Raw genomic sequence first — 21842 nt, forward strand, 5'->3', positions numbered from 1 at the left:
GTGTCGACCCCTCCCGAAGCCCCCGCCGCCACGTTGACCGACGCCACCGCCCCGGACGCCCCCGCCACCGCCCTCGCCTCCGGTGCGACGACGGGTGACGTGGCGGCGGCCGGTGACGCCCGGCGCGACGCGCTCCTGCGTGCCGGTGCCGCCTACGTCGCCCAGTGGATCGGCTTCCAGCACGAGCTGCGGGGGGTTCCCGGCATCCAGGTCGCGATCCGCCACCGCGGCGAGCTGCTGCTCGACGAGGCCTGGGGCGTCGCGAACGCCGCGACGTCGGAGCCGCTGACGACGGGACACCTCTTCCGCATCGCGTCCCACTCCAAGACCTTCACCGCGACCGCCGTCCTGCAGCTCGTCGAGAGCGGCGCGCTCCGCCTCGACGACCCGCTGTCGCGGTGGCTCCCCGAACTCGCGGATGCCGAGGTGGGCGACGTCAGCGTGCGCGAGCTCCTCGGCCACCAGGGCGGCGTCATCCGCGACGGCGTCGTCGCCGACTTCTGGCAGCGCGGGCTGCCCTTCCCCGACCGCGCCGAGATCCTTCGCATGGCGGCGGAGGAGGGACGCGTGTTCGCCCCGAACGAGCACTTCAAGTACTCCAACGTCGGCTACTCGCTGCTGGGCCTCGTGATCGAGGCCGCGGCGGGCGTCTCGTACGCGCAGTACGTCGTCGACCACATCGTGCGCCCGCTCGGTCTCGACGACCTCGGTCCCGAATGGGATGCCGATCGGGCCGACGACTTCGCCGCCGGCCACAACGCGGCTCTGCGAGCCGGGGCTCCGCGGCGCGTGATCCCGCACGTCGACACGCGCGCCATGGCCGCGGCGACGGGATGGTTCGGCACCGCGCGCGACCTGTCGGCGTACTTCGCCGCTCACACTCCCGGCGACGACACCCTCGTGTCGGACGCGGCGAAGAGGCTGCTGCAGCGGCGGGAGTCCGACATCGAGTACGCCGGGGTCCTTCGCCACTACGGGCTCGGCTTCGACGTGCGCGATCTCGACGGGGTGCATCTGGTCGGACACAGTGGCGGATACCCCGGCCACATCACGCGCACGTGGCTCGACCTCGACGACGACATCGTGGTGAGCGTGCTGACCAACGCCATCGACGGTCCGGCCGACGTCCTTGCGACGGGGGCCATCGGCATCCTGCGTCTGGCCCTCGCCCAGGCCGACCGCGAGCCGGCCGAGGCTGCGGTCACCGGACGGTTCGCGAGCATGTGGAGTGTGGCTGACCTCGTGGATCTCGGCGGTGCCGTGGCGGTGCTGCACCCCGCCGATCCCGACCCCGCTCGTTCCGCCGAGGTGCTCGACGTCGACGACGACGGGACGCTGCGCCTCCCGTCGCGCGCGAGCTTCGGCGCGAGTGGAGAACCGGTGAGCGTGGAGAGGGATGCCGCGGGCGAGGTCGTGTCGATCCGCTTGAGCGGCATGTCCATGTGGCCGTTCGAGCGCTATCGCTACGCTCTGTCGACGGAGCAGCCGTCGGAGTTGCTGAAGGGGATGGCCCTGTGACGGACGAAGAACGCATCACGCCAGACGGCGCGCCCGCCGACGTGCTCGACGAGGCCGTGAGCGCCTTCGTCGAGGACTTCGCATACGCGTGGGGCGCGGCGGGCAACCCGCGGATGGAAGGGCGTGTTCTCGCGTTGCTCCTGATCGTCGACGAGCCCTACCTGTCGTCGGCCCGCATCGCCGATCTGCTTCAGGCGAGCGCGGGTGCCGTGTCGATGTCGACCCGGGCGCTGGTCAACCTCGGTTTCCTGAAGCGGCACGCGATCCCCGGGGACCGCAGCCACTACTTCCGCACCGAGGACGACGTGTGGGGAGGATTCCTCGCGGGTGAGCGCGACTACGTCCGCCGCATCAACTCGACCCTCGAGTTCGGCCTCGATGTGCTCCCCGAGGACGCATCGCGACCTCGGACGCGCCTGACCAACGCCCTGCGCTACATGACCTGGCTCGTCGGGCACCACCGCAAGATGCTGGCCGAGTGGCAGGAGTACCGCGACAGCACCCTCGCCGCCGACGCGGCCGCGGCGGTCCCCGAGGCGGCCGCGACGCCCGCCGACGCCGCCGACACGCCCGAGCGGGAGCCGGGCTCGTGACCGCGCCCGTGCTCGAGGTCACCGGTCTCGAGGTCGTCTTCGACCTCGGCGAAGAAGAGGTGGTGGCCGTCGCGGGCCTCGACCTGACCGTCGGACGCGGCGAGATCGTGGCCCTCGTGGGGGAGTCGGGCTCGGGCAAGAGCGTGAGCGCCCTCGCCCTCGTCGGTCTGCTCCCCGAGCGGGCGCGCGTGCGCGGCACCGCGGTATTCGACGGCGTCGACCTGCTCGCGCTCGACGAGAACCGCCTGAACGCCATCCGCGGCTCGCGGATCGCCTTCGTCTTCCAGGACCCGATGAACGCCCTCGACCCCGTCTTCCCGATCGGTCATCAGATCGACGAGGTGCTGCGCGTGCACCGTCCCGACATGGACCGCGCCGCCCGCCGCGCCCGCGTGGTGGAGCTGCTGACGATGGTGGAGATTCCGGATGCCGCCGCGCGCGTGCGCTCGTATCCGCACCAGATGTCGGGTGGTCAGGCCCAGCGCGTCATGATCGCGATGGCCCTCGCGTGCGATCCCGAGCTGATCATCGCCGACGAGCCGACGACCGCCTTGGACGTGACGGTGCAGCGCGAGGTGCTCGACGTGATGCGTCGGCTGCGCGAGCGCACCGGCACGGCGATGCTGCTCATCACGCACGACATGGGCGTGGTCGCCGACATGGCCGACAGCGTCGTGGTGCTGCGACGCGGCGAGGTGCAGGAGCGCGCCGAGGTGCAGCGCATCTTCGACGCGCCGTCGGCGCCCTACACGCGCGAGCTGCTGTCCGCCGTTCCGCGCCTGGGCGCGTCGGAACGCGTCGCGGTCGACGCGGAGGGAGAGCCCGTGCTCGAGGTCGACGGCCTCACGGTCGTTTACGGCCGCGGGGCGCGCGCGCTCACCGCCGTTGACGACGTGAGCCTTCGCATCCCCCGCGGGCAGACCACGGCACTCGTGGGGGAGTCGGGGTCGGGCAAGAGCACCATCGGCATGTGCGCCCTGGGCCTCGCCCCGATCACCTCGGGGCGGGTGCTCATCGACGGCGTCGACCTCCGCACCGCCCGTCGGGCCGCGTCGCTCGCGGTCAAGCGGTCGGTCGGGGTCGTGTTCCAGAACTCCACCGCGGCACTCGACCCCCGCATGAGCATCGGGGCCTCGATCGCGGAGCCGCTGCGGGCGCACGCCGCCCTTTCTCCGCGCGAGCGCGAGGCACGGGTCGCGGCCCTGCTCTCGGACGTCGAGCTCCCGGCATCCTGGGCGGGCCGTTTCCCGCACGAGCTGTCGGGCGGTCAGCGTCAGCGCGTCGCGATCGCCCGCGCCATCGCGCTCGAGCCCCGACTTCTCGTGGCGGACGAGCCCACCTCGGCGCTGGACGTGTCGGTGCAGGCGACCGTGCTCGACCTGGTGCGACGGCTCCAGCAGGAGCTGCGGTTCGCGTGCCTGTTCATCAGCCACGACCTCGCGGTCGTCGACCAGCTGAGCGACCGGGTGGTCGTGCTGCAGCGCGGGCGCATCGTCGAGGAGGGGACTCGCCGCGAGGTGCTCGCCTCCCCGCGCGAGGAATACACGCGGGCGCTCATCGCCGCCGTCCCGGTTCCCGATCCGCGCGTGCAGGCGAGGCGTCGCTCCGCCGCCGCCTGAGCTCCGCGGCACCCGTTCAGTGGTGGAACCCCGGGCCCGTGCCCTCGGTCGGCATCGGCGACTGCAGCTTGTCGAGGTAGGCGACCTCGGTGCGGATGTCATCGAGCAGGTCGTCGGCGAGGTCGAGGCTGAGTCCCGCGCGCACGACGATCCGCTGCACGGTGCGGTCGGACATGTCGTCGGGCAGGGGATACGCGGGCACGAGCCAGCCGTGCATACGCAGCCGGTCGGACAGGTGATACAGGTTCCAGTTCTCCGTGTAGCCCGGGCGCATGCGCCACGCGAACACCGGCAGGTCGCTCCCGTCGCTCACCAGTTCGAACGGTTTCATCGCGCCGATCCCGTGCGACAGGTGCAGGGCGACCTTCTGCAGCCCCCGTTGCACGGTGGCGTATCCCTCGAAGCCGAGACGCAGGAACAGGTAGAACTGCAGCAGCACCTGGGCTCCGGGGCGTGAGAAGTTCAGCGCGAAGGTCGGCATGTCGCCGCCGAGGTAGCTCACGCGGAACACCAGGTCTTCGGGGAGCCACTTCTCCTCGCGCCAGACGATCCACCCCACGCCCGGGTACACGCCGCCGTACTTGTGTCCCGAGGTCGAGATCGAGTGCACGCGCTCGAGCCGGAAGTCCCACACGAGCTCGGGCCGGAGGAACGGCGCGACCATCGCCCCCGAGGCGCCGTCGACGTGAATGGCGATGTCGAGACCGGTCGCCTGCTCGATGGCATCCAGAGCTTCGGAGATGGATGCCACGGGCTCGTACGCCCCGGTGTACGTCACGCCCAGGATGGCCACGACGCCGATCGTGTTCTCATCGACGTAGTCGGCGAGGTCGTGGCCGTCGAAGACCGGGTGTTCATCGGTGACGGGGACGTAGCGGGCCTCGACGTCCCAGTAGTTGCAGAACTTCTCCCAGCACACCTGCACCGCGCTGCTCATGACGAGGTTGGGCTTCTCGGTCGACTTCCCGGCGGCGCGGCGGGCGTGCTGCCAGCGGCGCTTGAGCGCGAGCCCGCCCAGCATGCACGCCTCGGACGAGCCGATCGTCGAGGTCCCCGCGGCACCCTCGACCGAGGGGGCGTGCCAGAGGTCGGCGAGCATCCGCCAGCACGTGCGCTCGATCTCGGCGGTGCGCGGGTACTCGTCCTTGTCGATCATGTTCTTGTCGTACGCGTCGGCGTACAGGCGGTCGGCGTGCTCGTCCATCCACGTGCCGACGAAGGTCGCGAGATTCATGCGCGCGTTGCCGTCGAGCATCATCTCGTCGTGCACGATCTGATACGCCGTCTCGGGCAGCTCCGGCGTGCGCGGGAAGCGGTCGCGGCGACGGCGGGTGGCTTCGCCGGCGCGGTCGAAGACGGGCGTCAACGCATCGTCGGGTCGGTGGGTCATGGGGGTGTCCTCCGTCGTTGCGACGCCGACCGGCGCGCTCGCCCCGAGCCTGGCAGAACCCGCTTCCGGATGCCACGACCCCGATGTCTGAGGGGAGGACTAGCGTTGAACAATGGTCGGTTATCGCTACCTCGGAAACAGTGGATTCAAGATCTCGGAGATCACCCTCGGCAACTGGGTGACCCACGGCTCGCAGGTCGGTGACGACGCCGCGATCAAGACGGTGCACGCCGCGCTCGACGCGGGCATCACGACGTTCGACACCGCCGACACGTACGCCAACACGGCGGCCGAGACGGTGCTCGGCAAGGCCCTCGAGGGGCAGCGTCGCGAGTCGCTCGAGATCTTCACGAAGGTGTACTTCCCCACCGGTCCCATGGGGCCGAACGACACCGGGCTGAGCCGCAAGCACATCCTGGACTCGATCAACGGGTCGCTGAAGCGCCTCGGCACCGACTACGTCGACCTCTACCAGGCGCACCGTTTCGACTACGAGACCCCGCTCGAAGAGACCTTCCAGGCCTTCGCCGACATCGTCCGTCAGGGCAAGGCGCTCTACATCGGTGTGTCCGAGTGGACCGCCGAGCAGCTGCGCGAAGGTCACGCGCTCGCGAAGCAGCTCGGCATCCAGCTCATCTCCAACCAGCCGCAGTACTCGATGCTGTGGCGCGTGATCGAGGGCAAGGTCGTTCCCACGAGCGAGGAACTCGGGATCTCGCAGATCGTCTGGTCGCCGATGGCGCAGGGCGTGCTGAGCGGCAAGTACCTGCCGGGCCAGCCTGTTCCCGAGGGATCGCGCGCGACCGACGAGAAGAGCGGCGCGAACTTCATCAAGCGGTTCCTGAACGACGACACGCTCGAGGCCGTCCAGCGCCTCAAGCCCATCGCCGAAGGGGCGGGTCTCACCATGCCGCAGCTCGCGATCGCGTGGGTGCTGCAGAACCCCAACATCGCCGCGGCGCTCGTGGGCGCCTCGCGTCCCGAGCAGCTCGCCGACACCGTGAAGGCCTCGGGCGTGACTCTGGATGCCGACACCCTCGCCGCGATCGACGAGGCCCTCGGCGACGCGGTGTTCTCCGACCCCGAGAACACCTACGACGTGTCGCCGAAGAAGCGCCTGGTCTGAGACACAGGGCGAAGCGGGCCGGGCGTCGTGCGTCCGGCCCGCTTTCGCGTGTGCGTCTCCGCAGGGCGTAGGTGGCTGAGCCTGTCGAAGCCCCGGGACGCGGCGCGCGGGGCGTCGTGCGTCCGGCCCGCTTTCGCGTCGCCGTCTCCGCAGGGCGTAGGTGGCTGAGCCTGTCGAAGCCCCGGGACGCGGCGCGCGGGGAGTCGCACCCCGGGATCGTGCCCTTGAGCGTCCAAAACACCCGGACATCTCGAAAATCCGTCCGGGTGTTCTGGACACTCACGCCCGTGAGGCGCGCTGGGCTGCGCCTCAGGCGCCGCTCAGGAGAGCGCAGGAATCGCGTCGTAGCCTGTGCGAATGCCTTTTTCCGCTGACCGGCCCGGTCGTCCCGAAGCACCCGGCCGCCTCGACCGCATGACGGACGAGGAGCGCGCGCAGTACGTCGACGACATCCTCGCCGCGCAGAACCCGGCGCCCCGTGACAGCGCCCTTCACGACAACGTCACCGCCGACCTCGCGGAGTGGGGCGCCCCGTCCGGCCATCCCGACGGCGCGCAACCTCCGACGGGCGCCACCGCTCTTCTCGCCCACTTCGACGACCCCGCCACCGACCCCGCCGAGCACCCCTCCTCCGGCGACGACTCCGCGAACCGGACGGAAGTGCTCGACGGCGATCGTCGGGTGTCGCTCGTCGAGACGGAGCTCGGCCGGTCCGATGCCGCGGGTTCTGGCGGCACCACCGAGCCCGTGGCATCCGGCCCCCGTCCGCCCCGCCTCCGGCGCGACGATCCGCGGCGCCCGCGACTCTCGCTCATCCGGCGCATGGCCGTGCTCGGCGGTGCCGACAACGATGTGCTCAACGAGGTTCCCGAAGAGGTCCCGCGCTTCGTTCAGATGTTCTTCGTCCTCGCGGGGACCGCTCTGGTCTCGTCGCTCTCGATGATGTTCGCGTTGCTCACGGGCGTGCGCGTCAGCCTCTTCCTGGCGATCCCCCTGGCCCTGGTCTGGGGCCTCATCATCTTCAACCTCGACCGCTTCCTCACGTCGACGATGCGCTCGACCCGGAACGTGTTCCGCCTGCTGGGTCTGGCTTTCCCCCGCATCGTCCTGGCCGCGCTGATCGGCGTCGTCGTCGCGGAGCCGCTCGTGCTGCAGGTGTTCCAGAACGACATCGCCCGCGAGGTGAATTCCACCAACGTGACCCAGGCTCTGAGCGACCAGGATGCCGTCACCAACGGCCCCGAGAAGCAGGCGCTCGACGCCGCGTCCGCCCAGGTCGCCGCCCTCGAGAACCAGGCGGCGACGGGCATCGTCGCGGGAACCTCCTCGACCTCGGCCGAATCGGCTGCCGCCCAGCAGACGGTGGACCAGCTCACGCAGCAGCTCGCCGCCCAGCAGACGGTGATCGATCAGGCGCGCGCGGTGTACCAGTGCGAGCTGACCGGTCAGGGTGCGGGCACCGTGCCGGGCTGTACGGGAGTCGCGGGCAACGGCGCGAGTTCCGACGCCGCGCAGGCCCAGCTGGCCCAGGCGCAGTCGGCGTACGACGCCCTCTCGACCCAGCTGCAGCAGGCGCAGACCGCACTGGCTGCCGCCAACGCCGCGGGCACCGAGGCAGCGGCATCCTCTGCCGAGCAGAACAAGCAGCAGGCCGAGGACCAGCTCCCCGCCGCCCGCACGCAATACGAGGCGGCGCTGGCCGCGTACAACCAGCGCGCGGCGTCCGTCGCCGACGGCAACGCCGGCGCGGTCGGCCTGCTCAGCCAGATCACGGCCCTCGAACGCCTCTCGGATCGCGAACCGGTCCTCAGATGGGCGCACTACCTCATCGCCGCGCTCTTCTTCATGATCGAGCTGCTGCCGGTGCTGGTGAAGGTGCTCACCGGATTCGGTGGACCCTCGCTCTACGAGAAAGCCGAGAAGATGCGCGGCCAGATCGCCCTCGACCGCGTGACGGCCCGCACCTACCGCAAGCGCGCCGACGTGATCGTCGACGAAGCCGCGCGCGTCCCCGTGGCGACCGCCTGATGGTCGCCTGGAGCGCGGGGCTTCTGCTCTACCGCCTCACGCCCGCGCCCGAGGTGCTCATCGCGCACATGGGAGGGCCGTTCTGGGCCAAGAAAGACGCCGGCGCCTGGTCGATTCCGAAGGGCGAGTACGACCCCGAGACGGAGGGGGCTCTGGATGCCGCCCGCCGCGAGTTCCGCGAAGAGCTCGGCGTCGAGCCGCCCGAGGTCGACTGGGCCGAGCTCGGGACGTTCGCGTACTCCAGCGGGAAGAAAGTGGTTGTGTTCGCCGGCGACGGCGCCGGGTTCTCGGCATCCGGCTTCACCTTCGGGGAGTTCGAGATGGAGTGGCCGCCCCGCTCCGGCAAGCGGGCGTCGTTCCCCGAGGTCGACCGCGCCGAGTGGATGGGTCTGGATGCCGCCCGCGAGGCCCTCGTGAAGGGGCAGCGCCCCGCGCTCGACGCTCTCGCGTCTGCGCTCGAGGCCCTGCCCGGCGCCTGACGCGGCGCCGTCGCCCTCGAAGCTCTTTCCGGGCGCCGACGCCACGCCCTCCGCGCCCGCGCGTGCCCTGCCGCGGCTCGACCCGGGGCGCGGGCGAAACTCCTGAGAAACGGCGAGCGCCCACCCCGCCTCCCGCGTGATCACGCGGGGAGGAGGGTGGGCGCGGACGATTCCTCAGGAGTTTCGCACGGAGGGGTGCCGCAGCGGCGGCGCGGCCGACCTCACGGGCGCAGCAGCACCTTGCCGACGCGGGGCGAATCGCTCGCCGTCACGGCCTCCACGATGTCGTCGAGGCCGAAGGTCGCCGCGACCGGGAGGGTCAGGGTGCCGTCGGCGAGGTAGCGCGACAGCTCGCCGAACAGGGCGCCGCGGGTCTCGGCATCCATCGTCTTGCTCACGACGCTGCCCCAGAAGCCCTTCACGGTGGCCTGGCGGAAGATGAGGTCGCCGGCGCCGATCTCGAGTTTGCCTGCCCCCATCGACCCGAAGATCACGAGGGTGCCGTTCTCGCTCAGCAGCGAGAGGACCTGGCCGGCGGCGGGGCCACCGACCGAGTCGACACCCGCGACGACGGTGCCGTCGCCGATGATCGCGAGAGCCTGGTCGCGCCAGTCGTCGGCGTCCGTCGACACGACGTTGTCGATGCCCTGCGCGGCGAGTTCCTCGACGGCGCTCTGTCGGCGGACGAGACCGAGGACATGGATGCCACGGGCCTTGGCGATCTGCGCGACCATGCGACCGACCGCGCCGTTGGCGGTGTTCTGCACGATCCAGTCGCCGGGCTTCAGATCGAGCGAGTGCAGCAGGCTGATCGCGCTGAACGGCATGGACACGAGCTGTGCGGCCATCTCGTCGGGGAGTCCGTCGACCACGGGGATGAGGCCGGCCGCCTTCGTGACGACCTGCTCGGCCCAGACGCCGAAGGTGCCGCCCGTGGCGACGCGCTGGCCGACGCTCAGGCCCTCGACGCCCTCGCCGAGTTCTTCGATGACCCCGACGGCCTCGGTGCCGGCGCGCGCGGGGAGCTCGGGCTTGAAGCCGTAGGTGCCGCGGATCGTCCACAGGTCGTGGTTGTGGATGGGCGACAGGATCACGCGCAGGCGCACCTCGCCGGGGCCGGGGGTCGGGGTCTCGACCTCTTCGACGCCGAGGACGTCGGCCGGTTCGCCGAACTCGTGGTGGATGACTGCGCGCATGGATTCCTCCTGTGGTTATTTTGTAACGACTGGTCTAATATAGACCTCGGGCGCGCAAAAGCAACCGTGAGGACTCTGAGCCGGTCGAGGGGTCCGGTGGCTTCGACAAGCTCAGCCACCTGCGCCGGAGGACCCTGAGCCTGTCGAAGGGTCCGGCACCAGCAAGGGGTACGGGGAGAGAACATGGGCAGGATGCCGAGCTTCGAACGCTCCGCCGTCATCGACGCCGCGCGCGACGTGTTCTGGCGGCGCGGCTACGCCGAGACCGGTATCGCCGAGCTCGAAGAGGCCACCGGCCTCACACGCTCCAGCATCTACAACGCCTTCGGAAGCAAGCGCGGACTCTTCGACGCGGTGCTCGCCGCCTACCTCGACGACGTCGTCCGCACGCGTCTGCGCCCCCTGGGCGGGGGAGACCCGGGCGCGCTCGAAGCGTACGTCGCCGAGATGGCCGCCGGGATCGCCGCCGACACCCCGCGGGCCCGCCTCGGCTGCCTGCTCTTGAACGCAGGATCCTCGCCGCTCGCGTCCGACGACGCCGACGTCCGCACCCTCGTGTCGGATTACGCGGCCGAGATGCGCGCCGCGATCCGCGCCGCCGTCGCCGACCGTCGCCCCGATCTGACTCCGGATGCCGTCGACGCCCTCGCCGCGGTCTGCGCCTCGCTCGTGGTGGCCGGTCTCACCCTCGCGCGCGCCGACCGTGACGGGGCGATCGCGACCCTGGCATCCATCCCCACGACCCTGGAGTCGTGGGGTCGGAGACTTGAGGCGCGGCCGGCGGTCTGACGCGCTCTAGTGGCTCGTCAATGAGTTGAAGAGCAGGCTCGTGCGCGTGTCGGTGACGCCCGGAACGGCGCGGATGCGTTCGAGGGCGGTATCGAAATCGGACAGGGTCGACGAGCGGAGATGAACGACGAGATCCCACTCGCCGATCGTTGAATGAAGCTCATCGACGTCGGGGAAACCGCGGATCGATCGGATGACCGCCTTGCCCTGATTGGGGGAGATGGACACCATCGACACCCCTCGGATGGCGTTGCGGTCCACGTCATTGCCCAACCGCACGGTGAACGCTTCGATTACGCCGTCCGAGACCATTCTGTCGATCCGTGAGGTGACCGTCGAGCGGTTCACTCCGACCTGTCTTGCCAACTCCGCGACGGGGGTTCGCGCATCTGCGCGTAGCAGTGAGATCAACTTGTGGTCGATTGCATCCGGCATGACGATCAGCTTAATACGACTCCGCATTCCGTTCAGAGACTATGCACAATGTCGTACATCTGTCCGTTGAGTAACCACAGTGCTTACTTCTACCGTTAGACCTGCCTCGCGATCGGTACCCGATCGGTCAGCGTCGCGGCCGAGCCCATCCGGCCTCAAGCCCCTCCCGGAGAGTTGAATGATGAACCCTGTCCTGTGGGCGCTCGTATCGAGCGGTGCATTCGGTCTGAGCGATTTCGTGGGCGGCGCGGCCTCGCGTCGCGCTCCCGCACTGCGGCGCGCCTCTGCGTACGGGAGGTCAGGCCAGCTTCACCGCGGTGCCGTAGGCGACGACCTCCTGGAAGTTCTGCGCCACCTCGCTCGTGTCGAAGCGCATCGCGATCACCGCGTCGGCGCCGAGCGCCTGCGCTTCTTCGATGAGGCGCTGCTTGGCCTCGTCGCGGCTTTCCTGGAGCTGCTTGGTGAGGCCCTGCAGCTCACCTCCGAAGATCGACTTGAGGCCGGCGCCGAACTGCACGCCGAGGTTGCGGGCGCGCACGGTGAGGCCGGTCACCTCCCCGAAGACCTCGGTGATTTGACGGCCAGGGACATCGTTCATCGTCGTGACGAGCATGGGGTCAGTGTGGCAGCGAGGGTGCGGGATGCACCAGACCCGATCAGGCGACCCCTGGATCGGCGCGCGGCACTCCCGTACTGTGCACACGTGTCAGAATCGCGCATCGTCATCGTCTCGGGCGCACGAACGCCCATCGGCTCGTTCGCCGGATCGCTCTCCGGTATCGACGCATACGAGCTCGGGGCCATCGCGGTGACCGAGGCTCTCCGCCGCGCGGGCGTCGAGAAGGACGCGGTCGACGAGGTCGTGATGGGCTGCATCGCGCAGAACGGTCCCGACGCTTACAACGCCCGTCGCGTCGCGCTCGCCGCGGGGTTTCCCACCCGGGTCCCCGCTTTCACGGTCAACCGTCTCTGCGGCTCGGGTCTTCAGGCGATCTGGTCCGCGGCCCAGGAGCTCCGTTGGGGTGGCATCGACGTCGCCGTCGCCGGCGGTGACGAGAGCATGTCGCGCACGCCGTTCCTCGAGTACGGCGCCCGCGGCAACGCGCGTCTCGGCGACCGCGTGCTCCTCGACGGAACCCTCGCGATCCTCACCGACCCTTTCAGTGGCCGGCACATGGGCACGACGGCCGAGGTCGTGGCATCCCGGTACTCCGTTTCGCGTGAGGAGCAGGACGCCTTCGCGGTCGAGAGCCAGCGACGGGCGTCGACGGATGCCGCGCGCGCGGCGTTCGCGGAGGAGATCGTGCCCGTGACGACCGGCGGAAAGCGCCCGGTCGAGGTCTCGGTCGACGAGCACCCGCGGCCCGGAACGACCATGGAGGCACTGGCCGGCCTGCGCCCCGCATTCGAGAAGGACGGCTCGGTCACCGCGGGCAACTCCTCCGGCATCAACGACGGTGCCGCCGCGACCGTGCTCATGCGCGAGGACGACGTGCGCGACCGCGGGCTGAAGGGACTCGCGACCCTCGAGGCCGTGACCACCGCGGGCGTCGACCCCGAGATCATGGGGTACGCGCCCGTTCTGGCGCTTCAGCGCCTCTGGGACCAGACCGGACTCAGCCCCGCCGATGTCGACGTGATCGAATTGAATGAGGCGTTCGCCGCACAAGCGGTCGCGGTGATCCGCGATGCGGGCCTCGACCCGTCGAAGGTCAACCCGTACGGCGGCGCAATCGCCCTCGGTCACCCGGTCGGAGCGACGGGCGCGATCCTGACGGTCCGCGCCGCCCTCGACCTGCAGCGCCGCGACCTCGAGTACGCGGTCGTGACGATGTGCATCGGCGGCGGTCAGGCGCTCGCGGCGCTGCTGCGGCGGTACTGACGCGGGCGATCTCTCGCGGAGGTGTGAGGCATACTTCGCAGTTCGAGGGCGAGGCGCGGGTTCGCGGCTGCCCGTGCCGGAGTTTGTGGGTCGACTCCGGCAGGACGATCCGGCTCGCGGAACGGGCCCTCATCAGGGGACGAAGACGTCTGCGGCGCCTGCGCCCATGAGGAAGAGTCGACCGCCGAAGAGCACCTGCGCGGCGACCATGCCGATGAGCGAGGCGACGGCGACACTCACCATCGCGTACCGCCAGCCGCGGCCGGTGCGCGGTTGCCGCGGGAACACCGTGAGCCCGAGCGTGAGGACGCCGATGGCGTGCGCCACGAGCAGGGGGACGGTGCCGAACTGAAACCCGAAGCCTGCCATCGTCGTGCCCGCGGAGAGAGCCTTCGGCTGGTCGCTCATTTCCTCCTCGAACGCCATGCCGAACCACAGCCATGACGCGACGGCCATGACCACCCCGAGTGCGCTGAGCACCCAGAACGTCGCCCCCGGCGAGCTGCGTCGCGAGGTGGCCGGGCGTTGTGTGGTCCGTGTCGAGCTCATGGGGTTCAGGGTAGGGCGCGTGACCGCGATACTGAGCGGATGAGTGTTCATCTTCTCGGTGGCGGGCGCGACGTCGCGCGCTGCGGTGCCCTGCTGGAGCCCTTCGTTGCGGAAGCGCGGGAGCGGGCGGGCGATCGCGACCCGGTCATCGCCATGCTGCTCGTACTCGAGGCCGATGACGACAGCTCGGTCGCGCGTTTCCGCAGCGCCCTCGAGGCCGGAGGCGCGGGAAGCATCCGAGTGGAGGCCATCGTCGAGGGAGAGAGCTTCACGGATGCCGCGATCGAGGCCGACGGCGTCTTCGTCGGCGGCGGCCTGACCCCGGCATACCACGATGCGTTCCGCGTCATCCGGGAAGAGCTGCGCGAACGGGTGGCCGGGGGAATGCCGTACGCCGGCTTCTCGGCGGGAGCGGCGATCGCGGCCGAGCGTGCGCTCGTCGGCGGATGGCTGCGCGGCGGCGTCGAGGTCTGCGTGGAGGACGCGGCCGAGGAGCTCGGCGAGCTCGAGGTGCGCCCGGGCCTCGGACTCCTCGGCTTCGCCGTCGACGTCCACGCCGCCCAGTGGGGCACCCTTTCGCGTCTCGTCGCCGCGGTCGACGCGGGCCTCGTCACCGACGGCGTGGCGATCGACGAGAACACGGCCCTGGTGGTCTCGGCGCAGGCGGCCCCGGCCGTGCGTGGCAGCGGGCAGGTCTGGCGCGTCGAGTCCGCGGCATCCGGGGTTCTGGTTCAGCTGCTCCGCGCCTGACGGCGGCCCCCGGGACAGAAACGGCCCCCACCCGCGAGGGTGAGGGCCGCTCCGGTTCGGCGTGTCAGACCGTGCGTCGCCGCCGCAGCGCGAAGGCGAGGCCGCCCGCGACCACGAGGAACCCGCCCGCGAGGGCCACGCCCCACGGAGCCTCCGCGCCCGTGTTCGCGAGCTTGCCGCCGGGGTTCGTGGGCTGCCCCGGAGCGGCGGGAGCGGGCGTCGGCTGGGCGCCGGGGTCCTCGCCCGGGGTCTCACCCGAGGCGAGCACGGCCCGCCCGAGTGGCGCCGGGTCGACCACGGGGGTCGCCTCGAAGTACGCGAGCGTCGCGTCGAGGTCGATCTGTCCGGTGTCGGTGCGGCCGGTTCCCGCCGCGAAGGTCGGGAAGCCGTCGCCGCCGTTCGCGAGGAACGAGTTCGTCACGACCGTGAACGTGTCGGTGTCGGCGATCGGCTTGCCCTGGTACGCCATCGACACGACCGAGCCGACGCGCGGGTTCGTCGCGTCCTGCTCGTATTCGTACGTGAAGCCGTCGGAGACCCCGAGGTGCAGCTTCGGTCGGTCGCCCTCGGCCTTCCACTGCTCGTTCAGGATGCCGCGCAGCTGCTCGCCCGTGAGCGTCACCGTCACGAGGGTGTTGGCGAAGGGCTGAACGAGAGCGGCCTCCTTGTAGGTGACCACCCCGTCGTCGCCCTTCAGCAGGTCGGCGCGCAGACCACCGGGGTTCATGAGCGCGATTCGCGCCTTCGTCCCGGCGTAGGCGGCGTTCTTCGAGGTCGCCCACAGGTAGACGTCGGCGACCCAGTTGCCCATCGACGACTCGACGCCGCGGTCGGCTCCCGAGGGGGTTCCGCCGCGCAGGATGTCGCCGCTGATCTCGCCGACCGGCTTCGCGCCGATGACGTCGGCCTGCGCGACGTAGCCGGCGACCTTCGCCTCGATCTCGGCATCCGGAGCGAAAGCGCCCGCGAGCGGGAACGTCGTTCCGGTGAGGGATGCCAGCGAGTCAGTGCGCGTGTCCCACGTGAGCGACAGCTGGCCCATGGCCTTGCCGTACTCGTACGCCTGGATCACCGGGCGGGTGCGGTCGGTGCCCGCCACCGGCAGGTCGCACGCGTACGTCTGGTGCGTGTGCGCCGAGACGATCGCGTCGATCTCGGGCGAGGCGTTGACGGCGAGGTTGCCGAAGCCCGACTGGTCGGCGGCGATCGCGGCGCAGTCGTCGGAGACGGCGGCGCCCGAGTGCGTCAGCAGCACGATCACGTCGGCGAGGTCGCCCCGCGTGATCTCGTCGGCGACGCGGTTCGCCGCTTCGAGCTGGTCGCCGAACTCCAGGTCGGCGATACCGGCCGGGTCGACCATGGTCGCGGTGTCGGGGGTGACGGTGCCGATGAAGGCCACGCGCACGCCGTCGACGTCCTTGATCGCGTACTCGTCGAGCGCGGGCTCTTTCGTGCCCTTCTTGTACACGTTCGCGCCGAGACCGTACTCCCCGCCGCCGTACTCGGGCAGCACCCGGTCGGTGAGGTCGGCGAAGCCGCGGTCGAACTCGTGGTTGCCCACGGCCGATACGTCGAGACCGGACGCCCTCAGCGTGTCGATCGTCGGCGAATCGTTCTGGATGAGCGAGGTGAAGGTCGACGCGCCGATGTTGTCACCCGCCGAGACGAAGAGCGTGTTCGGGTTGGCGGCTTCCTTGGCCTTCACGGCGCCCGCGATGACGGCCGCGCCGGCCTCGCCCTGCGAGCCCGCTTCGAGGCGGCCGTGGAAGTCGTTGACCGTCAGGATGTCGATGTTCTTCACCGTCGGGTTCGAGACCTCGAACAGCGTCGTGGTGCCCGACACCTCGTTGCCGACGGCGACCAGCGGTCGCCCCGTGGGAGACGCGTCGGCGGGGATGAAGTCGACTCCCTCGGGGCCGAGGTCGCCGGCCTTCGCCAGCAGCTCGCGGTCGGCGGTCTCGTCGCCGGTGAGCTGGTCTTCCATCGACACCGAGAAGTCGCGGTTGTTCACATATCCCGCGTAGGCGGCCTTCGTCGGGTCGGTGATGTCGTACGTCATCACGCCGCCGACGCGCTCGAGACCGATGAACGCGTACGTGCGCCCGTCGACCTCGCCGATCGCGAGGTTCTCGGGCTCGGGACCCTTGTCGTCGCTGCGTCCCTCGAGGTTCGAGGCCGAGTGGTTCGAGTTGAAGAAGCCCGGGTTCGCGTCGTGCGTGATGCGCTCGAAGTCCGCGCCGGAATCGAACATCTGCGCGCCGTCGGCGTTCCACACCGAGAAACCGCGGCCGCCGAACGTGTAGAGCTCGGCGTAGCAGCTGCCGTCGGCGTTCAGTCCCATGTCGGTCGCGACGTTGAGGCGGCCGAGGTCGGCGTCGTCGAGCGAGCCGGCCAGCGGGCTGTCGGCGCAGACGGGCGCGAGACCATCCTCACCGAGATCCTTCACGCGGGCCGTGTCGTTGAAGTCGCCCCACTCGCGGCCGTCGCCCTCGTTGGCGGTGACGAGGTAGGTCTCGCCGTTCGTCTCGTACGCCTGGATGCCGTCGGGCATGTACATGCCGTACAGGCCCGGGTAGCTCTTCTCGTTGGAGGTCGGAGCGTCCTCGGGGTCGCGGTCGCTCGCGTCGAGCGTCTCGACGCCGTAGTCCTTGTACCCGAGGGGACGGATGCCACTGACCTCCGCCGACGCCAGGTCGACGATCGCGATCGCGTTGGCTTCCTGCAGCGCGACGTACGCGGTCCCCCCGGCGATCGCGACGTACTCGGGCTCGAGGTTGCGGCTGACGCGGTTCGCGGCGAGCGGGGTGTCGCCCTGGTCGGGGGCGGCGACGTCGGGACCGAAGACGCGGACGGCGGGGTCGAGGGTCTTCGATCCGCCCTTCTCGAACGCTCCGAACCCGGCCGTGCGCACGGCATCCTGGCTCGGGGCCGCTTTCTCGGCGGGGAGGGTGACGATCCCGACCGAGCCCTCGGGGTCGACCGAGAAGTCGTCGGCGGGCTCGCCCTCGTTCGCGACGACGGCGACCGTGCCGTCGGCCGAGATCGTGACCATGTCGGGGAGGGCTCCGACGGTGACCTCTCCGAGAACGGTCGGCTCGGCGGCATCCGCGTCGAAGAACACGAGGCGGCCGGGCGCGGTCTTGTCGGTGTCCTCGAGGGCGATGACGCCCAGGCCGTCTTCGCGCACCGCGAGCGAGTTCGCCACGCCCGTCCCCGTGATCGAGTACAGCTTCGTGGGGGCCGCGGGGCTGCTCATATCGAGCACGTCGACGGCGCCGGCCTGCGCGTTCACGACGAACAGGCGGTTCTTGTAGGCGTGGACGATCTCGGCGGCCGACTGGTCGAACACGCCCGTCTCGTAGGTGCCGATCGGGCGGAGGCTCACCGCACTGTCGGCGGGAGCGTCGCGAATCGGGTCGGGAACGATCGCGGCGGACGCCGCGGTGGCGCTCGAGAGCGCGAGCGCGCAGACGGCCGCGGTCGTCGCGGTCAGCGCGACGGTACGGCGAAGGAAGGGCGAAGGCATGGCTGTGTCCTCGGGGCAGGGGATCGACGCACCGCGGGGGCGGCACACCGGACGCCGCGGGGGGCGGCGGACGCGCCGAGTCTGGCCGCGGTCCGTGACGCTCGGATGAACGAGAGGCGAACGCTCGCACGCGCGCCCGCTCCCGTGCGAGGCGGTCTAGCCTGGGCGCATGACGGAGCCTTCCGGTGCCCACGCCGACGAACCGCATCGCCAGGGCCTCGCCCAACGACTGAACGGCCTTCGTGCCGGAGTGCTCGGTGCGAACGACGGCATCGTGTCGACCGCCGCGGTCGTCGTCGGCGTCGCGGGAGCGACGAGCGAGGTGGGGCCCGTGCTCGTCGCCGGGCTCGCCGCCCTCGTGGGCGGTGCCGTGTCGATGGCGCTCGGCGAGTACGTCTCGGTCTCGAGCCAGCGCGACAGCGAGCGGGCGCTCATCCAGAAGGAACGCCGCGAGCTCGCGGAGGATCCGGATGCCGAGTTCGCCGAGCTCGTCGGGTTGTACGAGGCCCAGGGGCTCACGCGCGACACGGCGACCCGCGTGGCGACCGAGCTGACGGCATCCGATGCCCTGAAAGCGCATCTGTCGATCGAGCTGAACATCGATGCCGACGACGTCGTGAGCCCGTGGACCGCCGCGCTGGCGTCCGCGGTGGCTTTCACGATCGGCGCGCTGCTGCCTCTCGCGACGATCCTGCTCGCGCCGGTGGAGGTGCGGGTTCCCCTGACGTTCGCGGCGGTGCTTGTCGCGCTGGCCGTCACGGGGTACGTGGCCGCGTGGATCGGCGGCGCTCGACGTGGTCGCTCGATCCTGCGCACGGTGATCGGCGGCGCGCTCGCGCTCGGGGCGACGTATCTCGTGGGGTCGTTGTTCGGCGTGGCGGCGGGGTAGCGCTCAGGATCTCAGCCGGCGATCGAGGCGTTGGCCAGGCGGTTGTCGCTCTGCACGTCGATGAGGATCACGTGGCCGAAGAACAGGTCGCCGTCGTCGAAGTACGCAGTGGCCGAGCCGTCGGCGGCGATGCTCAGCTCGCTCAGGCGGATCCGCTCCGCGAACGTCTCCCGGGTGATCGGTTCCGGAGCCGGCGCGTCGTCGTCCTCGTCCTCCTCCTGCCAGTCGTTCGCGAGGTCGGTGAGCTCCTCCGCGGCGAAGGCGCGCCAGCGGGCGTCGACGTCCGGCATCTCGGCGAGCAGCGCCCGCAAGCGGGCGAGGGACCCCTCGCAGGTCTCGGCGCCCTCGGCAGCGTCATCGTCGATGCTCAGGGTGACCGATATCTGTTCCCCCGCCCACTCGATCCCGCCCGAGAACCACCCGTAGGAACGATCGAGGGTGAATTCGCCGAGCTCGGTGGAAAGGACGATCGGGCGGAGCCACCGGTCGCGCCGGCCGTCGAGCGCGGGGATGCGCAGGTCGCGCTCGATCACCTCGTCGAGCGCGAAATGGTGCGAGAGGTCGGGCACGGGGAGGTTGTACTTCGCGTATTCCGCAGAGTCCGGAGTGGCGCGACGGACCCGCACGCGGTATTGCGTCAGGGCCTCGAGGTCGTGGATCCACCCGTCGCGTTCCGCGTCGGTGGCGAGCCACGACAACCGCCCCTCTTCGGTGACCACGGCGCCGGATCCGTCGACGTACGCGAGGACGTCCGCGGACGGTGTCCACAGCTCCGCGCCGCCCGCTTTCCCCGCCCCTCCGACGCTCTGGCCGGTCAAGACGACGATCTCGATGGGCTCCGGGGCGTGACGGCGGTCGAATTCGGCTCGCTCTTGCTGTGCAGGCATGCCGTCGAGGGTACCGACTCGGGAATCATCGCAAGCCCTCCCATTTAGTAGGACGTCCATGTAATCTGTGAGGGCGACGACGCCGTCGCCCCACGAAGGAGAGCCGCATGGACACCACCCCTGCCCCCGCGCTCGATGCCCCGCCCGCCGGTACCCTCTCGGCGGACGAGCGCGAAGCCATCCTCGAAGCCGTCCGTGACTTCGCCGCGACCGAGCTCGCCCCCCACAGCCTGGAATGGGATGCCGAGAAGCACTTCCCCCGCGACGTCCTCCGCCGCGCGGGCGAGCTGGGCCTCGGCGGTGTGTACGTGAGGGACGACGTCGGGGGCGCGGGCCTCTCGCGCGCCGACGCGGTGGCCATCTTCGAGGAGCTCGCCTACGGCGACCCCACCGTGACGGCCTACATCACGATCCACAACATGGTCGCGTGGATGATCGACGCCTACGGCACCGACGCCCAGCGTCAGCGCTGGCTGCCCGGACTCGTCGCGATGGACGACCTCGGTGCCTACTGCCTCACCGAGCCCGGCGCGGGATCCGACGCGGCGGCGATCACCACCTCGGCGATCCGCCACGGTGACACCTACGTGCTCACGGGCGTGAAGCAGTTCATCTCGGGTGCGGGCGAGGCATCCGTCTATGTCGTCATGGCCCGCACGGGCGAGCCGGGCGCGCGGGGGATCAGCGCATTCCTCGTTCCTGCCGACGCCGAGGGGCTGTCGTTCGGCCCCCTCGAGAAGAAGATGGGCTGGAACGCCCAACCGACCCGCCAGGTCGTCCTCGACGAGGTGCGGATACCCGCCGAGAACCTCCTCGGCGGCGAGGGCCGCGGCTTCTCGATCGCGATGACGGCGCTCAACGGCGGCCGATTGAACATCGCCACCTGCTCGATCGGCGGGGCGCGCTGGGCCCTCGACCGCGCGATCGCCTACGTCCACGAGCGTTTCACCTTCGGCGAGGCGCTCGCCGAGAAGCAGTCCGTCGTCTTCGCGGTGGCCGACATGGCCACCGAGCTCGAGGCGGCGCGCCTGCTCGTGCGCGATGCGGCGACGGCGCTGGACGCGAAGAACCCCGACACCGCGACCCGCTGCGCCATGGCGAAGCGTTTCGCGACCGACGTCGGCTTCCGCGTCGCGAACGAGGCCCTGCAGTTGCACGGCGGCTACGGCTACCTGCAGGACTACGGCATCGAGAAGGTCGTGCGCGATCTGCGCGTGCACCAGATTCTCGAGGGCACGAACGAGATCATGCGTCTCATCGTCGGTCGGAGCGTTCTGGCCGCGTGACGTCGAGTCCCTCGGCGATGTCGGGGGAGCGTGGGAGCATGCCAGAGCGGGCCGTCCGCGCCGACAGAACGGGAGTGACATGACGGATCAGGATGCCGGTTACGAGACGATCCGCGTCGAGCAGCGGGGTCGCGTCGGGTGGATCACCCTCGACCGCCCCGAGGCGCTGAACGCGTTGAACACACGCACCATGCACGAGGTGGTCGCCGCGGCCGAGGCGTTCGACGCCGACGAGGGCGTCGGTGCGATCGTCGTGACCGGGAGCGAGAAGGCGTTCGCCGCGGGAGCCGACATCAAAGAGATGGAGGGCAAGTCCAGCGTCGAGATGATCCTGACCGACCACTTCGGCGGCTGGTCGCGGTTCGCGGCCGTTCGCACACCCGTGATCGCCGCCGTCTCGGGCTACGCCCTCGGCGGCGGCTGCGAGCTCGCGCTGATGTGCGACGTCATCCTGGCCTCCGACCGCGCGAGGTTCGGCCAGCCCGAGGTGCAGTTGGGCGTGATCCCGGGCATGGGCGGGACGCAGCGGCTCGTGCGTGCCCTGGGGTACTACAAGGCGGCCGAACTCGTCTTGACCGGCCGGATGATCGACGCGGCCGAGGCCGAGCGGGTGGGGCTGGTCTCGCGCGTCGTGCCCGGGGCCGACCTGCTCGAGGAGGCGCAGGCGGTCGCCGAGACGATCGCCGCGAAACCGCTGCCCGCCCTCTACGCGGCGAAGGCCGCGCTCGACGCGGCGCTCGAGACCTCTCTCGCCGAGGGCCTGCGTTTCGAGCGGCAGGCGTTCGCCGGCCTCTTCGACACGGCCGACCAGAAGGAGGGGATGGCGGCGTTCCGCGAGAAGCGGGCACCGTCGTTCACCCACCGATGATCGAGACGACGCGACGGAACCCCGCTCGATCG

19 protein-coding genes are annotated in these 21842 nt (G+C 70.5%); 12 read left to right on the top strand and 7 right to left on the bottom strand.

The window, feature by feature from the left end:
- The 3 genes from QE388_RS07985 to QE388_RS07995 are packed head-to-tail and all read left to right on the top strand — an operon-like array spanning position 1 to position 3730.
- Positions 1-1518, top strand: a complete 1518-nt coding sequence (locus tag QE388_RS07985) for a serine hydrolase (RefSeq protein ID WP_307384600.1) — start codon at positions 1-3, stop codon at positions 1516-1518.
- Positions 1515-2111, top strand: coding sequence for a GbsR/MarR family transcriptional regulator (locus tag QE388_RS07990; RefSeq protein WP_307384602.1), 597 nt, complete (start codon positions 1515-1517; stop codon positions 2109-2111). Before QE388_RS07985 ends, QE388_RS07990 begins: the two co-directional genes overlap by 4 nt.
- Positions 2108-3730 carry an ABC transporter ATP-binding protein gene (locus QE388_RS07995; RefSeq protein WP_307384604.1) on the top strand — a complete coding sequence of 541 codons (1623 nt, stop codon included), beginning with the start codon at positions 2108-2110 and terminating at the stop codon, positions 3728-3730. The genes QE388_RS07990 and QE388_RS07995 overlap by 4 nt, the downstream gene beginning before the upstream one ends.
- Before the next feature lie 16 nt (positions 3731-3746).
- Here QE388_RS07995 and QE388_RS08000 read toward each other — a convergent pair whose 3' ends face one another.
- Entirely contained in the window at positions 3747-5120 is a 1374-nt protein-coding gene (locus QE388_RS08000; protein ID WP_307384605.1) for a glutamate decarboxylase, read from the bottom strand.
- Between the two features lie 112 nt (positions 5121-5232).
- On the opposite strand from QE388_RS08000, the gene QE388_RS08005 reads away from it, so the two are divergent.
- The 3 genes from QE388_RS08005 to QE388_RS08015 all read left to right on the top strand — a co-directional run bounded on the left by QE388_RS08005 (position 5233) and on the right by QE388_RS08015 (position 8753).
- Positions 5233-6246 carry an aldo/keto reductase family protein gene (locus QE388_RS08005; protein ID WP_307384607.1) on the top strand — a complete coding sequence of 338 codons (1014 nt, stop codon included), beginning with the start codon at positions 5233-5235 and terminating at the stop codon, positions 6244-6246.
- Between the two features lie 357 nt (positions 6247-6603).
- Positions 6604-8274 carry a DUF4407 domain-containing protein gene (locus QE388_RS08010; RefSeq protein WP_307384609.1) on the top strand — a complete coding sequence of 557 codons (1671 nt, stop codon included), beginning with the start codon at positions 6604-6606 and terminating at the stop codon, positions 8272-8274.
- The gene (locus tag QE388_RS08015) at positions 8274-8753 is read left to right on the top strand and encodes an NUDIX domain-containing protein (protein ID WP_307384610.1); all 480 of its coding nucleotides are present in this window, start codon (positions 8274-8276) and stop codon (positions 8751-8753) included. The genes QE388_RS08010 and QE388_RS08015 overlap by 1 nt, the downstream gene beginning before the upstream one ends.
- A 221-nt stretch (positions 8754-8974) precedes the next feature.
- Here QE388_RS08015 and QE388_RS08020 read toward each other — a convergent pair whose 3' ends face one another.
- The gene (locus QE388_RS08020; RefSeq protein WP_307384611.1) at positions 8975-9949 is read right to left on the bottom strand and encodes a zinc-binding dehydrogenase; all 975 of its coding nucleotides are present in this window, start codon (positions 9947-9949) and stop codon (positions 8975-8977) included.
- Between the two features lie 192 nt (positions 9950-10141).
- On the opposite strand from QE388_RS08020, the gene QE388_RS08025 reads away from it, so the two are divergent.
- Positions 10142-10738 (top strand): TetR/AcrR family transcriptional regulator, encoded by a 597-nt coding sequence (locus QE388_RS08025; protein ID WP_307384613.1) that lies wholly within the window; start codon positions 10142-10144, stop codon positions 10736-10738.
- Between the two features lie 6 nt (positions 10739-10744).
- Here QE388_RS08025 and QE388_RS08030 read toward each other — a convergent pair whose 3' ends face one another.
- Both QE388_RS08030 and QE388_RS08035 read right to left on the bottom strand, forming a co-directional pair.
- Positions 10745-11200 carry an Lrp/AsnC family transcriptional regulator gene (locus QE388_RS08030; RefSeq protein ID WP_307384615.1) on the bottom strand — a complete coding sequence of 152 codons (456 nt, stop codon included), beginning with the start codon at positions 11198-11200 and terminating at the stop codon, positions 10745-10747.
- 271 nt (positions 11201-11471) lie between these two features.
- Positions 11472-11786, bottom strand: a complete 315-nt coding sequence (locus tag QE388_RS08035) for a YbjQ family protein (RefSeq protein WP_307384617.1) — start codon at positions 11784-11786, stop codon at positions 11472-11474.
- 90 nt (positions 11787-11876) lie between these two features.
- Here QE388_RS08035 and QE388_RS08040 point away from each other — a divergent pair, with 90 nt between their 5' ends.
- Positions 11877-13055, top strand: a complete 1179-nt coding sequence (locus QE388_RS08040) for a thiolase family protein (protein ID WP_307384619.1) — start codon at positions 11877-11879, stop codon at positions 13053-13055.
- Between the two features lie 132 nt (positions 13056-13187).
- On the opposite strand, the gene QE388_RS08045 is transcribed toward QE388_RS08040, so the two are convergent.
- The gene (locus QE388_RS08045) at positions 13188-13604 is read right to left on the bottom strand and encodes a hypothetical protein (protein ID WP_307384621.1); all 417 of its coding nucleotides are present in this window, start codon (positions 13602-13604) and stop codon (positions 13188-13190) included.
- 39 nt (positions 13605-13643) lie between these two features.
- Here QE388_RS08045 and QE388_RS08050 point away from each other — a divergent pair, with 39 nt between their 5' ends.
- The gene (locus QE388_RS08050; protein ID WP_275799958.1) at positions 13644-14354 is read left to right on the top strand and encodes a Type 1 glutamine amidotransferase-like domain-containing protein; all 711 of its coding nucleotides are present in this window, start codon (positions 13644-13646) and stop codon (positions 14352-14354) included.
- A gap of 64 nt (positions 14355-14418) precedes the next feature.
- Here the strand turns inward: QE388_RS08050 and QE388_RS08055 are convergent, their stop codons facing one another.
- A complete protein-coding gene (locus QE388_RS08055) occupies positions 14419-17880 on the bottom strand; it encodes a choice-of-anchor I family protein (RefSeq protein WP_307384623.1) in 3462 nt (1153 codons plus the stop codon).
- A 169-nt stretch (positions 17881-18049) separates the two neighbouring features.
- Between QE388_RS08055 and QE388_RS08060 the strand changes: the two genes are divergently transcribed.
- Complete coding sequence (locus QE388_RS08060; protein ID WP_307384625.1) at positions 18050-18769, top strand: VIT family protein; 720 nt, start codon at positions 18050-18052, stop codon at positions 18767-18769.
- Between the two features lie 11 nt (positions 18770-18780).
- Here the strand turns inward: QE388_RS08060 and QE388_RS08065 are convergent, their stop codons facing one another.
- Positions 18781-19656: a DUF2262 domain-containing protein gene (locus tag QE388_RS08065; protein WP_307384626.1), complete on the bottom strand. Its 876-nt coding sequence runs from the start codon at positions 19654-19656 to the stop codon at positions 18781-18783.
- 107 nt (positions 19657-19763) lie between these two features.
- Between QE388_RS08065 and QE388_RS08070 the strand changes: the two genes are divergently transcribed.
- The gene (locus tag QE388_RS08070; protein ID WP_307384628.1) at positions 19764-20942 is read left to right on the top strand and encodes an acyl-CoA dehydrogenase family protein; all 1179 of its coding nucleotides are present in this window, start codon (positions 19764-19766) and stop codon (positions 20940-20942) included.
- A gap of 79 nt (positions 20943-21021) precedes the next feature.
- A complete protein-coding gene (locus QE388_RS08075; RefSeq protein ID WP_307384630.1) occupies positions 21022-21810 on the top strand; it encodes an enoyl-CoA hydratase-related protein in 789 nt (262 codons plus the stop codon).
- Positions 21811-21842 lie beyond the last annotated feature (32 nt).

The organism is Microbacterium sp. SORGH_AS_0969, assembly GCF_030818255.1.
Lineage (GTDB): Bacteria > Actinomycetota > Actinomycetes > Actinomycetales > Microbacteriaceae > Microbacterium.

Bases quoted from the DNA above. Each gene is read 5' to 3' on its own strand.
- QE388_RS08000 (WP_307384605.1), bottom strand. From the start codon at position 5,120: ATGACCCACCGACCCGACGATGCGTTGACGCCCGTCTTCGACCGCGCC.
- QE388_RS08005 (WP_307384607.1), top strand. From the start codon at position 5,233: ATGGTCGGTTATCGCTACCTCGGAAACAGTGGATTCAAGATCTCGGAG.
- QE388_RS08010 (WP_307384609.1), top strand. From the start codon at position 6,604: ATGCCTTTTTCCGCTGACCGGCCCGGTCGTCCCGAAGCACCCGGCCGC.
- QE388_RS08015 (WP_307384610.1), top strand. From the start codon at position 8,274: ATGGTCGCCTGGAGCGCGGGGCTTCTGCTCTACCGCCTCACGCCCGCG.
- QE388_RS08020 (WP_307384611.1), bottom strand. From the start codon at position 9,949: ATGCGCGCAGTCATCCACCACGAGTTCGGCGAACCGGCCGACGTCCTC.
- QE388_RS08025 (WP_307384613.1), top strand. From the start codon at position 10,142: ATGCCGAGCTTCGAACGCTCCGCCGTCATCGACGCCGCGCGCGACGTG.
- QE388_RS08030 (WP_307384615.1), bottom strand. From the start codon at position 11,200: ATGCGGAGTCGTATTAAGCTGATCGTCATGCCGGATGCAATCGACCAC.
- QE388_RS08035 (WP_307384617.1), bottom strand. From the start codon at position 11,786: ATGCTCGTCACGACGATGAACGATGTCCCTGGCCGTCAAATCACCGAG.
- QE388_RS08045 (WP_307384621.1), bottom strand. From the start codon at position 13,604: ATGAGCTCGACACGGACCACACAACGCCCGGCCACCTCGCGACGCAGC.
- QE388_RS08050 (WP_275799958.1), top strand. From the start codon at position 13,644: ATGAGTGTTCATCTTCTCGGTGGCGGGCGCGACGTCGCGCGCTGCGGT.
- QE388_RS08055 (WP_307384623.1), bottom strand. From the start codon at position 17,880: ATGCCTTCGCCCTTCCTTCGCCGTACCGTCGCGCTGACCGCGACGACC.
- QE388_RS08060 (WP_307384625.1), top strand. From the start codon at position 18,050: ATGACGGAGCCTTCCGGTGCCCACGCCGACGAACCGCATCGCCAGGGC.
- QE388_RS08065 (WP_307384626.1), bottom strand. From the start codon at position 19,656: ATGCCTGCACAGCAAGAGCGAGCCGAATTCGACCGCCGTCACGCCCCG.
- QE388_RS08070 (WP_307384628.1), top strand. From the start codon at position 19,764: ATGGACACCACCCCTGCCCCCGCGCTCGATGCCCCGCCCGCCGGTACC.
- QE388_RS08075 (WP_307384630.1), top strand. From the start codon at position 21,022: ATGACGGATCAGGATGCCGGTTACGAGACGATCCGCGTCGAGCAGCGG.